Source organism: Lysinibacillus sp. NPDC092081, from assembly GCF_044755845.1.
Taxonomy (GTDB): Bacteria; Bacillota; Bacilli; order Bacillales_A; family Planococcaceae; genus Lysinibacillus.
On the sequence record NZ_JBIVRU010000004.1, the window covers coordinates 162,578 to 178,541 of the forward strand.

Here is a 15,964-nt window from a genome sequence, read left to right on the forward strand (position 1 = left end):
TGAGTCAATTATATTTCTCCTTACGTATAATTAAATTTGATATAAACATACTTAAACTGTAAGATTCTTCAACCGCTATATATTGCTCATTGACTAAACTAGATTCACATAATTCCGAGCATATATAGCGGTTAATTTACTCTAATTATTCCAACAAGAGTAATAAATCTGTACGGGACTCTTTAAAAGTTGTCCTCTACTTTACAATTGAGGAAATTAAAGCAGCTTTTGAGGAAGTAATTAAAACAGATAAACAACCCAGTACGGATAGCAAAACAGATAACTAATTACATTTGTCTGTTTTTTATCTATATTATACATTCACATGATAATACTAAAGTGAGGTTGTACAATGAAGAAAATATTTTATATAGGGGTATTGTCGATATTAATACTAACTGCATGTAGTGAGGAGGAAGCTGCATCTAAAGAACAAGCTCCAGCTAGTGAGCAGAAAGAAGTTAAAGAAAAAACTGTAAATGCTTATACTGAAGAAGTTTCTGAGAAGAATCCTATCGATGAAGCAGCTAAGGAGTTTCATAAAAAATATATACCGTATGATGAATAAACACAAAAAGCTCAGGTACTCACCTAATAGGGAGCATATCACTTTGGTGCTTAGGGTCACTTTTATCCCAAGTGACCCTTTTGCTTTTACTAACAAACCATGAAAGAGTAATCAATTCTGAACTGTAGCGTATGAGGACCAGCGAACGGATGCTATTGCTTCTTTTGTATAAGTAATCTTAATTTGCACAAATTAATATTGAGTGTATCGCACAAACATAAATTTTTATATGGCTTTTATTAGTCACTTCCTATTTAGGAACCTCTTTTATTTCGTTGTAATGTTTTCAATTCAAATTACATATATTTATTTCGGGATAGCAACATCTTGCATTGCCCCAAACTGTTATCGCACGTGCTATTCCTTTAACATCTTCATATTGTTCAGAAAATTTTTCTCACACACTACCATAAAACTGTACGAACCTCACCTCGTTATAGTTCCTTAAATTCGATTTCCTAGGTCATCCACTATCAAAACCTGTTATTACAACAGAGTTCTGTAGTGATAAGCAATTTAGCTTAGCTTACACCTTGTAAAATTTATTGACTTTGGGTCACTCTAGCTCAATTGAACACCTCTATTTATACTGCCCCTTTACTTTACAAATCCAATTTGCTTCTTTTGTTCACTTATATTCAATTCTGGGAAGTATTTCTCAACAAGAATTAGTACCTCTTCAATTACTACTTCCAATTCAAAAACACTGTGTTCTGGATTTTTTAACAAAATATTGGTCATTCGATCATAGAGATTTTTAGGTTTGATTCTCATTTGTTCAATATTATACTGCATCCACTTAAATGCAGGATGATGCACATACATTTTGTTCATACCAAACAAAACACCAAGTAACTTCTTTTGTACTTCACAAATCACATCATAAAGCATAAGCCAATCTTTTCGTTTTAATAGAGCTTTTCGGTTATTCCATCGGTTTCCTAACCAAAGATTTTCGGAAATCATCTGTTTAGAAAGTTCTAAGGGATATTCAACAACTCTATTTTTTAATGTTCTTATTTTCCCCTTTCCATATAAATCCACTCCATCATTAATTGAGGCAACAATACATTGTTGATCATAGTCAGTTTCGTAATTATCCACCACATTAGAAATAAAGCGTTTAACTGATACAAATAAAAAGTTGCTTATTTCAAATTTAATCTTATCTTCCGTTAGATAGGACTCAGACCATTCTTCCCCTTCATAAGGATGATACGTTAAAATGGTTCCACCTACCTTTTTAATGGGGGTCTTTCGATCTTCATCTTCAGGTGGTGATGACCACAAAATATGCAATTCAATGTCTGAATTTTCATCCTGTAAGTTTCTTGAAACCGATCCAGCCAGGATTATAGCTTCAATTTTCGGGTTTTGCATATAGACTTCTGCCATATCTTTTGATTTCTGTAATAATCTCATTTTCATCCTCCACTCCAATAAAGTATGAGTTATGTTAAACAAAAGTGCCTGTTTCCTTAATATATTGCCTATTCCATAAAAATCTCAAAGTCCCTTCTTTATTTACCTGAATAATAATTTCAAGAAAAACGCTTTAAAAAGCCCTATTTCTCAATATTAGCCTTTCAATTCTTTCTATTAGCGTGTAACGATTGATTTGAAATCGTCTAAAGATTGTTGCCTATTGTTTTTTACAACATTACTGTCCCACCATATACAATATTCTCCTCTGCTGTTTAGGATCGAATTCTGATATAATACGGTTTATATGAGGTTCGATAATGTCTAAATTATTCTAACTGTATAGATCTGGTTGGATAAAACTTATGGTAGGAGGTAAAAAATAAGAAGAGGTTAGAAAATCACTCTTGTCTTTCTTTTGCCGGAGTTTAAGATGCATACCCAAGCGAATTTTATATAAATAAATAATGAGGTAAGGTTAATCAATTTGAAAACAAATAAAAAGTTTTATCAGAAAAAACGGTGGAGGATTCCTGTCTATATTATAGTCATTCCTGTTTTGCTTATATTTTTAATTGGACAGTTTACACCTGTAGTTAATACCTTTATAATTAAGCAGCTTTTCGAAGCTGATTCTTTTGCATCCCCTAAGAACATTAAAGAAATAAAAAGACAAGTCCATGTTGAAAAAGATATTGTTTACGATAAACATGGAATTGAGAATAGCCTTTTAGATATTTATTATCCGAAAAATATTAAAAAAGAACTCCCTGTTATCATGTGGATACATGGTGGTGCATTTGTATCAGGTAGTAAAGAACAAACGCAAGAATATGGAATGGCATTAGCAAATGAAGGATATATTGTAGTAAATATAAACTATGCTATTGCACCGGGACAAAAATATCCGGGACCAATCATACAAACTAACCAAGCTCTTAAATATTTACAGGAAAATGTCTCGAAATATGGTGGTGATATGAATCAATTATTTATTGGAGGCGACTCAGCAGGGGCTCAAATCGCCAGTCAAACTATTGCGATAATAACTAATGAAGCTCTAGCAAAATCAATGGATATTCAACCTTCTGTTGTTAAAAAACAGTTAAAAGGTGCTCTTTTATTCTGTGGAGTTTATAACATGGATAAAGTAGGTGCTCAATCATCTCCAATAATAAAAAAAGGTATCCAATCAGTATTTTGGGCATATACAGGAAAAAAAGATTTCAAGTCCTTCTCTAGACTAGATGAGATGTCTACAGTTAAACATATAACACCTAATTACCCACCTACCTTTTTGACAGTTGGAGATGCTGATCCGCTAGCTCCACAATCAACAGAGCTTATAGATGTTCTCAAAATGAATGGTGTAGAAGTAGAAAGTGTTTTATTTGACGGAACAAATACTGACCTAGCTCATGAGTATCAATTTGATTTTACTACTACACACGCTGAACAAACACTTGGGAAAACACTTGCCTTCTTGAAAAAACATAGTGGGAAATAGCCCAATACGTTACCGTATTTGGTTATATGAAACTAGCTTAGATATGATACAGCTTGCTATCACATGAGATTTCTATCCTCGAATAAAATTCGCTTACCTATTTTAGTTATGTTTTATAATTTGAATCAAAAAAACCGATTTCCATACTATACAGGTAATCGGTTTTTTCTATATAGAAAATCACTTATCCTATAAAACACATAATATAAAGTTCACCATCTATTGATGAACTTTATATTAAAGAAGACCCTTTTATTAATAATTCTCTTCATTTTTGCCAAACTAAAAACATGTATTGATATTTAAGGTGGAGAGAAATGAGTAGGATAATTAAGGGCTTTTTTATATTAACCGTAACACTCCCTCTTCTGTCTGGATGTTGACATACCACAGGATTTTAATCAAATTTTCATTTCAATCCACAATCATACATTAATCAACCTTAATTTGCGCCATCATTCCATTATCTTCATGTTCTAATATATGACAATGGATCATATAGACACCTTTATGTTTAAATTGTACAACTATTCTTACTTTCTCATCTGGTTTTATGGAGATACTGTCCTTCCATCCTTGTTCATTTTCAGGGGGCTCTTTCCCATCTCGGGATATTATTTTAAATTGCGCTCCGTGAATGTGGAACGGATGAATCATGCCGCCCATCATATCCGGTTTATTATAAATTTCCCATACCTCGGTAACTCCTTGTTTTTGAGTAAAATCAATTCGTTCTGGATCAAATTTCTTTCCGTTTATCGTCACCATGTTCATCATCCCAAAGAGTTCTACTTTCTTTGTGACAGGCAAATTCAGTTCTTTATCCGCCAATGAAAAATCATTTAATTTTTCCGGAACCTTACTGTTCACCCCACTTTGATCAGTAACCTCAAATGGCAATAGAACAGTTCCATCCTCATTTATTAACGCTAAGTTATTGACTTTTTTAATCTGCGAAAAATTAACAACGATTTCTGCTCTCTCGGAAGGTGTCAGAGTAATTTCTTTCAAAGTCACTGGTTCATTCAAAAAGCCACCATCCGTTGCAATTTGAAGAAAAGAATCCCCTGAATTCAATTTAAAGGTGTAATTCCTCGCATTAGATCCATTTAATAAACGAAGACGCACTTTCTCTTTGTTTACAGTCAATTTGGGATTAAGTGTTCCATTGATCAATAATGTATTGCCGATTGTTCCGTCTTCATTCTTTACAGCGTTATAATTCAATTGTTTCTTGTCATCAAAGGTTTTATCTTGAAATACCAATGGGAAATCGTTCTTCCCATAATCATTTGGCAATCCAAGACCTTTTGAATGATTATCTTCGATATAAATTAAGCCTGCAAGCCCGTTATATACCTGTTCTGACGTTATCCCATGAGGATGGGGATGGAACCATAATGTAGACGCTTCTTGTGTCACTTCAAATTCAATCACTTTTTCTTCCCCAGGTTTAAGTATGTCATACGGTCCCCCATCTACGTCCGAAGATACTTCTAGCCCATGCCAGTGAAAAGTTGTTGGTTCATCCAGTTCATTTATCGTTCTAATTTTAACTTTGTCACCTTTTTCAAAACGAAGCATTGGTCCTAAAAACGATCCATTATATCCATAAGTTTTTGTTTCGATACCATCGAAAATTTCCGTTTTCCCTTTTTGCGCTTTAACAGTATATACGATACCCTTCTCATTATCACGTTCGAGTACAGCAGGAATTTTCAATTCATTTTCCCCTATAGAATCGTTTAATCTTACCACATTGCCATGACTCTCATGTCCCTTCATCTTGTCATGATCCATGCCTTTCATATCGTTGCTTTTTTCTTGGCTACAAGCTCCAATTATGCCTAGACCCACAATAATACTTGCTAGTGCGATTTTCTTCATAATATCAACCATTCCTTTCACCCACAGCATACAGAATAGTTGTGTAGAAATTATGTAGAAAGAGGTATTTGTATACGAAATGTTGTCCCTATATTTTTTTCGCTATTGACGGAAATTTTACCTCCATGCGCCTCCACTAGCTTTTTAGTAATTGTCATACCGATTCCATTGCCAGTATATTGATTTTTCTCCCGATAATTTCGTTCAAAGACTCTTTTACTCGTCTCTTCATCCATACCTATTCCATTATCATGTACAATAATTATTAAGTGGCTATTATTTTTTAATAATTTAATGAATATAGCACCTTCTTTTTGAACATGGTACATAGCATTTTTGATAATATTGTGTAGAATTTGATTCAATCTTAGGGCGTCTACCTTGGCATGGATTTCTTTGTCTAAATCCAAGTCTACCTGTATTTCTTTTTCAAGCAATTCACTTGCAAGCCCAATAACAGATTTCTCGATTAGATTAGCAATCGGTTGTTCTTTCATGATGACCTTAAATGTAGGGTTATTAATATCATTTAAGGTATCTAATTCGCCAACAAGGATTATAAGCCGATCAATTTCTTCAACACATGATTGCAAACGGTCTGGGGTTGCTGCCCAAACGCCATCTTCAAATGCACTTAAATAGCTTTTTATTGAGGCTAGTGGATTACGAATTTCATGTGCGAGGTCTTGTGTCATTTCTTTACGCCGCAATTCATAGGCGCTTAATGTTTCATCCAGTCTTATCAACGACTGGCCTAATTGACCAATTTGATCATTAATGGAATAGCTCATATTTAAGTGGCGGTCACCACGCACAAGTCTTAACGCAAAGTGGTTTAATTCTTGAATTGGTCTACTTATTGTTCTTGCAATAAAAAAACTAGAGATCAATAAGACAATAAGTAATAAACCTAATGACCACAATGCTGTTTCTCTTAATGCCATGTCATAATGGTGAATGACTTCCTTGGAGTCTGTAATATGAAGCATCATTAAATGCTCATGACTTTTATAAAGTAATATCGCTGTTATAAAAAGGAGCATACATGATGAAAAGACGGCAATAATTAAGGTGATTTTTGTATTAAACTTCATTCCTGTTTAACCTTCTCATTTATTTTGTATCCCAATCCAAATACAGTTTGGATATAATCCTCCTTCATTTTTTTACGAATATTTTTAATATGTTGATCCACAATACGTGGATTTATATCTGAATCAAATCCAAATATTTTTTGAATAATATCATCTCTACTGAATACCTTTTTAGGGTTTTCAGCTAATAATAGTAAAATGCTAAATTCGTGTGGTGTAAATTGAGTGCTTTGATGATTTATTAATACTTTTCTTTCATCTTTATAAATTTCTAATCGCTCTAAAGTAATAATTTGCTTTTTGTGTGAATCTGGTAATAGCCTTTCTGCTCTCACTAATATTTCTTTAGGGTGGAATGGTTTAACTACATAATCGTCTGCACCCATTTCAAATCCTTTTATTTTATCATCAATAGAAATTTTTGCCGTAAGCATAATCACGGGAATATCATAATTTGATTTTACATATTGGCAAATATCTTCCCCTGCCATATCTGGTAACATTAAATCTAAAATAATCATATCAAGAGGTACTTGGTCTACTATTTGTATTGCGGATTCTCCAGTATGCGTGATATATGTATAATCTCCGTTTTTTTCAAAATAAGATGACAATACATTTGTAATCTTTACTTCATCATCAACAATTAAAACTCGCATTCCTCAATTCACCAACTTTTTATAAGATGTTCAATAATATTATAAATAAAATCTCTTACTCATGCTAACCTGTAGAATACCTTTTCTCTTTTTTTCCACAATCTATCCCGATTGTGGAATAGAATGACCTCAATTAAAATTGTTAATCTTACTTTATAGCTGATGATTCTCACCATGTTTTTAATTCACTAATTTTCACAATGAAAATAACGCTGTGAGAGCGATCGAAATTCAGTAACACGTACCATAGCCCATCTCGATCGCTCTCACAGCGCACAATAAAAGCATTCCGTGTTTCCTGATTTGCCATAATTTAGGTAGAACGCCTCCTTGGAATTCTACAACTATAGACTTCAGCTTTTCCTTACTTCTTCAATATTTGTATGTATTAAATATCGTATTAGCAATATTTAATACTAAGCGTATTTCGGTTTCACTTTAGTCTTCTATTAGATTTTGCAAGATCATAACCAACTTTTTTTTTCAAAATACTTATTATCGAAATATAGAGTGTCAAATTTAAAGATATGACTTTGTGCTTCTTCCAAGCCTTCAGTAATCTTTTCTAAGGTCTGAAAGGTAATCTTCCTATCCCTTCTATCAACCCCAGTCAAATACGAAGTTTGCAGTCAGCATTTTTCAGCTAATTATTCCTGAGTGAGTTTTTTTAATTTCCATATTTATTTGATGTTGTTACCAACTAATTTGATTAAAATATCCACAAAATCATTTCATGTTAATAAAAAAGTTGATAAGGAGAAATACTTCATATCGACTTTTTATCCTTTGTTAAGATATAGTAACAACCAGCTAAGTTTGTTCACTTTTATGAATAATTTTTATGAATATTGGACAAATCTACATTAAACGATAATTAGCATTATTTAAACGAATAACCCCCTTATGAACGATAAATTATAGGTACCATCCGATAATTAGAAAGTTGTGACTAAGGTAATTATATTATGTAAGTAAAATTACTATTGTGGAGAGGATAAAAAAATTAATAAATATCAAAAAGCATAAGCTATTTACGCCTATGCTTTTTCAAAAATTAATGCATCGTTATTCTTTTACAAGCTATTTTTGCTGCTGGAATTCCAACACCAGCATCAAGTGCTGCATCTACTGATTCTCCCCAAGAACCACTGCTATCCTTTATTTCGCTCCCTGCTGTAAAAACTCCCTCTGCTACAATGTTAACACAATCATAATAGTCTGGATTAGGATTACTTTCAAGATACTGTGCAGCTAATTCGTCTGCTTTCTTTTGTATTGAAACTCGACCTTGTTCAGCTAATGAACTAAAAACACTCTCAGCTTGCCCACCAAAATGTACTATTACGTCGTTTATGTCTTGACCAGTACGATGTATATCTCCCATTTCAGATGACATATTAAGTCCTCCCAATCCTTGAAATTTGAACATGATTTTAAGTTCACAAATATTTTCTCCAACTGAGATTGATCTTATCCATCAACAACTATTTCTTTTTGGTTTATCTGAAAAAACATGTTTGTCTGGACTTTCTTGTCTCTGAATATGGACAAGTTTGTCCAAACATATTCTAAAGAATTGCTTATTTAATGACTTTTCGGGTGTCCGTAGATTCATGTCTACGTACACTTAAAATCAAATAAAGGGAAATTTTAGCGAATCATTTAGCGTCTTATCATATAATCGATATATAACAGCGATAGCTTCCTGTAAATCTAACTCATCGTCAACAACAAGAATTCTCATATCGTAATCACCTCATTTTTATTATTTTAAATAGGTGTGTGTTAAATCTATGTTAAGCAATTATTATTAAATAGTAATTTATTTCTGTAAAGGAATACTTTCATTGTAACTAGTTTATGCTTTGGTCTATAGCAAATTTTCGAACAGATTTCTTTCCTGTAGTAGAGTTAATAAGTTGATACTATTACTTCGATTTTATGGAGTCGATACTGAAAATAAAAACACCTCCAATAGGTTAGATGATCGTCTAACAATTGGAAGTAACAGTGATGGAGAGAAATCACCGCAAGAAATGGCTCGTATTTTATCCACGATGACTATAAATGGTCCTTTCTTTGCTGCAGGTTTAAAAAAGTAACTAGGAGGAAGAGGACAGTATCGAACTACTGTCCTTTTTGTATGCATATGCTTCTTCAACTAACCACCTTCTATAAACGGAGTATCAACGGTTTTTAACACACTATCTAAAGTGACTGAACATCATTTTTTATACCCCGTTGAATTATTAGCGTGATTCAATATTGGCTTCAATCAAATATGAAACAAACTCCCGAACAATTAGCTCAAAGAATATCTGATATTATTTTTAAAGGACCTGTTAGAAGCTTTTGATATACTCCCTTCTAATTAAGTAAACAAAAAACAGGCCACTGCATTTAATACAGCAGTAGCCTGTTAGGATCGTATGTTATTCTAAAACTTCCGTATCTGTTTCTTCTGTTTGTCTTGGCTTTTCAATAAGTTGCTTCACCCATAGTAAAATAAACGAAATTGCTGCAATCCAAATTAATACCACGCCATTTCCATTAAATACTCCTTGCCCGAAGTATAAAATATCTTTTAAACCATTAATTAAAAACTTCATCGGTAACCATGGCAAAATGTAATCTTGATAAAAAGCTGGTAACATTTCTGGTGCCAATTGAATTAAAGGTAAACCAAAGAACATAAGTAAAACAAAGACAACTAAGCTAGGCAAACTTAGCCAAGTAATTGTTGCAAGTATTAAAAATATAAAACCTATACATGCAAGTGAACTAAATAAAGCAACCGTATTAAAACTTTCAAATGAGAAACCTAGTATCCATGTCGTTGCCCACGTTACAAAATATCCAGCAAAGAACGCATAGATAATCGCAATAAGAGATTGCAATACATGGAATTTTAGTTTTTGTTGCTTTGAAGTAAAAATGGTCTTTGTACTAGCAAAATAAAATAAAACTGCTCCAATAATACTTGCAAACCAAAGTGGTTGGAAGAATGCTGTTGGAGCCGACCCTAAATCCCCTACGGCGTTTACATAAATCGTTTCAGCTTGTATTGGCGTAACTAATGTAGTGACTTGACTTGCTTGAATTGGTACTTTTGCTTGCTCCATATTTTGAAGCAGTTGTGTACTCATTACTGAATTCAGTTGTTTGACAATGTTATCTAAAGCAGATGTTAGCATTGTTGATACTGTTGTATTTGCTCCTTGATTTATATAAATGAGCATCTTTGGATTTTCAGGAGAAGGTGTTTGTAATGAAGCAAATTGTGCTGAGAAATTTCCAGGTACCACTAATCCCCCATACACCTCTTGTTCTTTCATCGCCTCTTCCATCGATTTAACTGAGTCGTAAACTTTGAACTTAATCGTTTTCATTCCCTTTGATGCTAATTGACTTTGCAAGTTCTGTAATAAGGTATCTCCCATTTTTCCAGCATCTTCGGACACAAGAGCAACAGGTAAATCTTTTGGGCTCATTTTAACAGTTGGAATTTGTGTTGATATAAAAATAATTCCTAACACCATGACCGCAATAAATGGTAATACCAAAAATTTGTTTTTCATCATTTCCCCTCCAATTAACGAACATTGTGTTGTTTAACAATATTCAATATAAATGAAAAGATGATTAAACGCTACCAACAAAAGATAACGATACGTTGGGTAATAAACATCTTTAGGGGATATGTTCATTAAATGGTGAGTAGTTTAGATTAACTTGAAAACGTTGGACATAGATTGAGACAATCACCATATCATTTGTTTTATTAAGCTTGCTTTAAATTAAACTAGGCCGTTTGTTGAAAGTAGCAATCTTTTAGAAAAAACCTTTACTTATTACATCATTTTAATTTGAAAACAGAGTAACCGAGAGATCGTTAAAATAGGTAAAACAAAAATGAACTATCTCTTTTGAATAGTATAATGATTGTTTTTTATTACTTCTCTACACTATAATCCCTTTGCATCACCTTTTTTGAGGGTCACTTAATTAAATTTAGAAAGTAGATAAATATCGCAATCCCTATTGAAAACTTTACATATTATAAAATTATAGAAGGGAGGGAAATTACTATGTCTGAATACTATGGTAGTGGTACTGGATCAGCATTTGCGCTAATTGTTGTTCTATTCATTCTTTTAATTATTGTCGGCGCTACTTTCATGAATAGAGGTTATTAATACCTAACACCGCCACTAATGCTCATAACTAAAGGATAATACAAATTTATCCTTGCCCTTCTATTCATTACTAAGGGTCACTATCCTCCGGTGACCTTTTTATTTTTTCCTCCTTCCAACTTAGCCTTTGTGTTAATACCTAGTTCTTTAGCGTATGAAGTATCTGCTTCATTAAGTATGGGTATCGCGTTTAATACTCTTCCTAAATTGAAGTAAAATCACCACCATTTAACGGAAAATGCTTTATACATTCAGATCAAATGAAGAAAATGGGACTAGGGCAATGGAAATTGAAAAAGCTAACTGTTACGACTTTGTATGATTCACACCCTTCCTGATGGGAGAAATAAGTAGCTCCATGCTGTATGAGAAGCAGCTTTGCAATAAGTACAACTGAATGTTCCCTTTCGTCTTACTCACTGTAAAACTTCAATTTCAGATGGTTTTAAGCTTTATGTCTCGAAGTAAAGAAAGTCCTAACTTTATTGTCCAAATACAAGGACATAAAAGTTAGGACTTCTTTTTTAAAAATATTTTAAGCTAATCTTTAGTCCTCACTTTTTAATGTACTTCTATACCTGCAAGTTCTTGAATGTTAATCATAGTAATTAAAGTGGTTGTTCTTTTTTAACTGGCTGTCCCATTTCTATCTTCATGATAATACATTGAATACAAATCATTTAATGTAACTTTCCCAAATGCAAAATCCACCACATTTCTCTCAACTAAAAAAGATGTAAGCGAACTTAATAAACTTGCTTCAGAACTTGGTAAATGAATTAGTGACATTCCACTTGTAAGTGTTTGAAGTTTTATGTTTGGAAATAGCTCGTGAAGTTGTTTTTTGGTATCATTCTCCATATTTTTCACTCGAATAGTTTTAATATGCGCTTGACTAAAACCTTCTATTACTTGATTGGTATCAACTAGCTTTCCTTCGTTAAATAAGAAAATTCGGTCTGCGTATTTCTCTAAATTATCAAGTAGGTGGGAGGCAATAATAATAATCTTACCTTCCGCCTTTTTCTTTAATAATATTTTCGAAATAATTTCTACATTATTTGGATCAAGTCCGTTCATTACTTCGTCCATCATCATAATTTCCGTATTTGTTACAATTTGCATTGCAAAACATAAACGCTGGCGCATACCAAGGGAATACGTGCCTGTTTTTTTATTCACATAATGCCCCATATTTAATGCTTCGATTGTCTCATCAATCAGTTTTAAATCGGATTGCCACATTGTTGCAAACATTTTTAAATGCTCACGCCCACTTAAGTGATTATACAAGTCACTTTGGTCTGGCATCATCGACACGAATTTATGAATTTTCACTTCATTTGATTTATTCGAGTAACTTAGGCCTTCTTTAAATACTACCTTTCCTTTCAGAGGTTTCACATAATTCATTAACACATTCATAAATGTGGATTTTCCCGTTCCATTTGGTGCAACAAGGCCGATCATTTCTCCTTGCTCAAATGTCATTGAAATATCATTTAACACATTAATTTTCCCAAATTGCACGGTAATATTTTGAATTTCAATCACCTTTACCCCTCCTATTTAATTAGCTTATATCGCCTATTCAATGCAATAAGTATCATTAAAAAAATTACTATCCCCGCTAGTCCGAGTAACAACTGTAATCCTAAAGTTAAATCTAATTGATTGTTCAAATAATAAAAATTTCGCCTTTTTGAAATAATTTGTCCGACTTGAATGTAAGATGTCGGATAGTTTTGAACGTCCCAAAAATAGCCGACGTAACGGCTGGAATAAAAATTCTCGCCAAAAATAAGGAGCAAACCAACAGCGAAATTCACCATCTCGCTGCGGAAAATAATACTGCTTAATAGCACAACATTGATAATGACGAAAAACCAGGTAACAAGCAAAGTTAAGGATTGTCCTAAAAACGTACCTAATGTCATCTTTTCAAATTTACCATCCACACGCCAATCGAGATGCGCTGCATACACAGGAGATGGTAAATTGAAATTCCCAAAACCGAATTGTAAGCCTAGGATAAAGATGCCAACTATAAGCGGTACAAATAATACCATGCTACCTAGTAGTGCAACGACCATTTTCACAAGTAGCTTTTTCCAATCACTAATTGGAAATCCCTTTAAAATAGATGGATGACGTCGATCTTTTTTAACAATATCAATTGATAAAAGAAGTACACAGACGATTAATATAATTGGAAGTACTCCCTTTAATAAGCGTTCGAACGTTTGAAGCGCTGTGCGTTGCTCGAAAATTTCCAATGATAACTCATAATCTGCTTTCGAATAAGTATCATAACGGACAGCCTGCTCTAAATAGGCATAAAAGGCATCATCTTCTGCATACTTGTTATTTTTTATAAAATACTTTGAGTTATATGAAAATGCCTCATTTCTATATGTAACTGAATTCGTAAAGTAGTACCAATCGCGAGTTAAATCTGCATATTTTTTTAAATTTCCCTCATCCAATGCATCTAATCTTTTTTTATCTATAGGGTTAATTTCCTTAAATATTTCAATAGCATAAATAACGGAAGGATGAACATCAGTTAAATCTTGTCCTTCCATATGATGTAAAAATTCTTGACGTGTTAAATAGCGCGCCTCAATTTCATCATAGTCAACACTTTCAATCGGATTGTAAGTTGGCGCTATTTTAAATACATAAAAAAAGGTTGCAAAAGCAAGCAAAAAATAGATTGCTAAGTTTTTCTTATTCGTAAAAAACTGCTTGAATTCAAATTTAAAATAACTCCACATGCTTATAATACCTCCCCTATGCCCTATTGATTTTTCCTGTTGAGAAAAATGTTTTAATAACGAATAACATTAAAATGATACTTATACAGATGATGATTAAGCCTAAATTCATAGTAATATCAACAGGCTTCGCTAGATCCACTGGTACGCCTCGTAAAATATCATTGAAGTTCATAAAATTAAAAGGATTATAGGGTATTAAACTAATAAGAGATGGAAAAATCATCGGTAAGAAGAATACAATAAAGTGTACAAATAATGTTAAATACATATTTTTCAGTAACACATTTAAAATAATTGACAACAGCATGACAAAAATTGAAATTACTATCATATAACCAACGCTCATTGCAATATATTGAATCGTAGATATTAATGTGGCATTTCCTACATATATCCCTACAGGCTCTAATGGGTTACCAAGTCCATTTATGATCCACAATGGAATTGCACAAATAAAAATGAGCAAAATGCTTGTAACTATGGATAAAAAAGCAATAATACATTTAGATAAAATATAGTGATCAAATCGAACAGGAAAGCCCTGAATTATACTAGAATGCTCAAAGTCATCTAGTAAAATAGAACTTGTATGGAAGCTAATAAATATGTACCAGCCTGCCCCAACGTGAAGAAAGAAAAATAATAAAAACGGCATGTATTGAAATAAATCGGATATTGTATCCTTTCCCTCATCAATCATCCTCTTAAAATAAAGGTAGTCCATAGAATTTTGCAATTTAGAAGGCAATAATTCTGCAATATTTTCATATCCTTCTAATTCGAATGCCTCTTGTCTTAATTTTGCGAGTTGAAGTGAAGTCTCATAATACATAGATTGTTTGTCCAACGTTAATGTTGCTATTTGTAAAGCAATATTCCTTTTTTGTTTAGTTAAATTTTTATATAAATCGCTTCCGTCACCCGTTACTGAAGCATCTTTTACTTGAAACTTTGAGAGTATAGCTTGTGCTGAATAATAATCACCCTTTTTCTCGACAAGTTGATTACCAAGGGCTTGTGCATTTATATAAAACATAAAGCCAAAAACGATAATGATAACAGCGACTAGTGCGACTAAATTTTTCTTATTCGCTCGCTCAATGACTAGACCTATTTTTAATGCTCTTAACACCGGCATCCTCCTCACTTTTTAATGAAAGCATTTACATTACATGATACGGTATTGTGGATATTTTTTCAATTTTTAGATTTTAAAGGTTTAATATAAAGTTTGTATATGTAGAATATTCAATTGTTTGATTAAAGCAGGTGTTTTTTACAAAGTGAAGAAGTACTTATATGGGGATATGATCAATTCAACGATTAACGATTATGGAAGAAGAGATAGAATAAAAAGGGGTGATGATAAGGTGAAAATAAAAACAATTTTGTTTTTATTTATTTGTTCTATAGGGTTAGTAGCTTGTAACAGTAATAAAGTAACAACGAAAACTATAGAAATTCAAGAATTAATTAATTTCGAAGAAGTAAAACCCGACACATTACAATTAATATCTGATGCGAAGGATATTAAAGTTATAGAGAAAACATTTAAAAAAGCTAGAGAATTCGATGAAGTAGATAACAAAATAGTTCCGCAATATAAGATCAAACTAAACGATGATGAATACTATTTATGGATTGACAATACTATTACAGGGACAATAGCAAACGTAAATAGTAGAAATATGTTTTACAATATCCTAGCTACCGACGAATTTAAAATGGTCATTAATTATCAAGAACAAAAATAAATTACTTCTAAAAAATGATCAAGGCAATCTTTCTGTTAGAATGAAAAAAGAGCATTGGTCTTTACTTTATGTAGTAAAAAACATGCTCTTTAAGTAA

15 protein-coding genes are annotated in these 15,964 nt (G+C 32.5%); 6 read left to right on the forward strand and 9 right to left on the reverse strand.

Annotation, left to right across the window (positions count from 1 at the left end; translation table 11 throughout):
* The first annotated feature begins 352 nt into the window (after window positions 1-352).
* Window positions 353-568, forward strand: a complete 216-nt coding sequence (locus ACIQLB_RS09750) for a hypothetical protein (protein WP_400724420.1) — start codon at window positions 353-355, stop codon at window positions 566-568.
* A gap of 597 nt (window positions 569-1,165) precedes the next feature.
* On the opposite strand, the gene ACIQLB_RS09755 is transcribed toward ACIQLB_RS09750, so the two are convergent.
* Window positions 1,166-1,990 (reverse strand): DUF4037 domain-containing protein, encoded by an 825-nt coding sequence (locus tag ACIQLB_RS09755; RefSeq protein ID WP_400724423.1) that lies wholly within the window; start codon window positions 1,988-1,990, stop codon window positions 1,166-1,168.
* Between the two features lie 487 nt (window positions 1,991-2,477).
* On the opposite strand from ACIQLB_RS09755, the gene ACIQLB_RS09760 reads away from it, so the two are divergent.
* Window positions 2,478-3,497, forward strand: coding sequence for an alpha/beta hydrolase (locus ACIQLB_RS09760; protein ID WP_400724426.1), 1,020 nt, complete (start codon window positions 2,478-2,480; stop codon window positions 3,495-3,497).
* A 432-nt stretch (window positions 3,498-3,929) separates the two neighbouring features.
* On the opposite strand, the gene ACIQLB_RS09765 is transcribed toward ACIQLB_RS09760, so the two are convergent.
* The 4 genes from ACIQLB_RS09765 to ACIQLB_RS09780 all read right to left on the reverse strand — a co-directional run bounded on the left by ACIQLB_RS09765 (window position 3,930) and on the right by ACIQLB_RS09780 (window position 8,533).
* Window positions 3,930-5,384 carry a multicopper oxidase family protein gene (locus ACIQLB_RS09765; protein WP_483869705.1) on the reverse strand — a complete coding sequence of 485 codons (1,455 nt, stop codon included), beginning with the start codon at window positions 5,382-5,384 and terminating at the stop codon, window positions 3,930-3,932.
* A 50-nt stretch (window positions 5,385-5,434) separates the two neighbouring features.
* Window positions 5,435-6,478, reverse strand: coding sequence for a sensor histidine kinase (locus tag ACIQLB_RS09770; protein WP_400724432.1), 1,044 nt, complete (start codon window positions 6,476-6,478; stop codon window positions 5,435-5,437).
* A complete protein-coding gene (locus tag ACIQLB_RS09775; RefSeq protein WP_400724435.1) occupies window positions 6,475-7,137 on the reverse strand; it encodes a response regulator transcription factor in 663 nt (220 codons plus the stop codon). Before ACIQLB_RS09775 ends, ACIQLB_RS09770 begins: the two co-directional genes overlap by 4 nt.
* A gap of 1,054 nt (window positions 7,138-8,191) precedes the next feature.
* Window positions 8,192-8,533, reverse strand: a complete 342-nt coding sequence (locus ACIQLB_RS09780) for a hypothetical protein (RefSeq protein WP_400724438.1) — start codon at window positions 8,531-8,533, stop codon at window positions 8,192-8,194.
* 523 nt (window positions 8,534-9,056) lie between these two features.
* Here ACIQLB_RS09780 and ACIQLB_RS09785 point away from each other — a divergent pair.
* Together ACIQLB_RS09785 and ACIQLB_RS09790 are read left to right on the forward strand one after the other, a co-directional pair.
* Window positions 9,057-9,239 (forward strand): hypothetical protein, encoded by a 183-nt coding sequence (locus ACIQLB_RS09785; protein ID WP_400724441.1) that lies wholly within the window; start codon window positions 9,057-9,059, stop codon window positions 9,237-9,239.
* A gap of 152 nt (window positions 9,240-9,391) precedes the next feature.
* The gene (locus ACIQLB_RS09790; protein WP_400724443.1) at window positions 9,392-9,493 is read left to right on the forward strand and encodes a TetR-like C-terminal domain-containing protein; all 102 of its coding nucleotides are present in this window, start codon (window positions 9,392-9,394) and stop codon (window positions 9,491-9,493) included.
* Window positions 9,494-9,569: 76 nt separating this feature from the next.
* Here ACIQLB_RS09790 and ACIQLB_RS09795 read toward each other — a convergent pair whose 3' ends face one another.
* On the reverse strand, window positions 9,570-10,715 hold the full coding sequence (locus tag ACIQLB_RS09795) for a YhgE/Pip domain-containing protein (protein WP_400724446.1): 1,146 nt from the start codon (window positions 10,713-10,715) through the stop codon (window positions 9,570-9,572).
* A 510-nt stretch (window positions 10,716-11,225) separates the two neighbouring features.
* Between ACIQLB_RS09795 and ACIQLB_RS09800 the strand changes: the two genes are divergently transcribed.
* Complete coding sequence (locus ACIQLB_RS09800) at window positions 11,226-11,333, forward strand: YjcZ family sporulation protein (RefSeq protein WP_370044491.1); 108 nt, start codon at window positions 11,226-11,228, stop codon at window positions 11,331-11,333.
* A 627-nt stretch (window positions 11,334-11,960) separates the two neighbouring features.
* On the opposite strand, the gene ACIQLB_RS09805 is transcribed toward ACIQLB_RS09800, so the two are convergent.
* The 3 genes from ACIQLB_RS09805 to ACIQLB_RS09815 are packed head-to-tail and all read right to left on the reverse strand — an operon-like array spanning window position 11,961 to window position 15,251.
* The gene (locus tag ACIQLB_RS09805) at window positions 11,961-12,887 is read right to left on the reverse strand and encodes an ABC transporter ATP-binding protein (protein ID WP_400724449.1); all 927 of its coding nucleotides are present in this window, start codon (window positions 12,885-12,887) and stop codon (window positions 11,961-11,963) included.
* Between the two features lie 11 nt (window positions 12,888-12,898).
* The gene (locus ACIQLB_RS09810; RefSeq protein ID WP_400724452.1) at window positions 12,899-14,110 is read right to left on the reverse strand and encodes an ABC transporter permease; all 1,212 of its coding nucleotides are present in this window, start codon (window positions 14,108-14,110) and stop codon (window positions 12,899-12,901) included.
* Between the two features lie 16 nt (window positions 14,111-14,126).
* On the reverse strand, window positions 14,127-15,251 hold the full coding sequence (locus ACIQLB_RS09815) for an ABC transporter (protein WP_400724455.1): 1,125 nt from the start codon (window positions 15,249-15,251) through the stop codon (window positions 14,127-14,129).
* A gap of 145 nt (window positions 15,252-15,396) precedes the next feature.
* Between ACIQLB_RS09815 and ACIQLB_RS09820 the strand changes: the two genes are divergently transcribed.
* On the forward strand, window positions 15,397-15,867 hold the full coding sequence (locus ACIQLB_RS09820) for a hypothetical protein (protein ID WP_400724458.1): 471 nt from the start codon (window positions 15,397-15,399) through the stop codon (window positions 15,865-15,867).
* Window positions 15,868-15,964 lie beyond the last annotated feature (97 nt).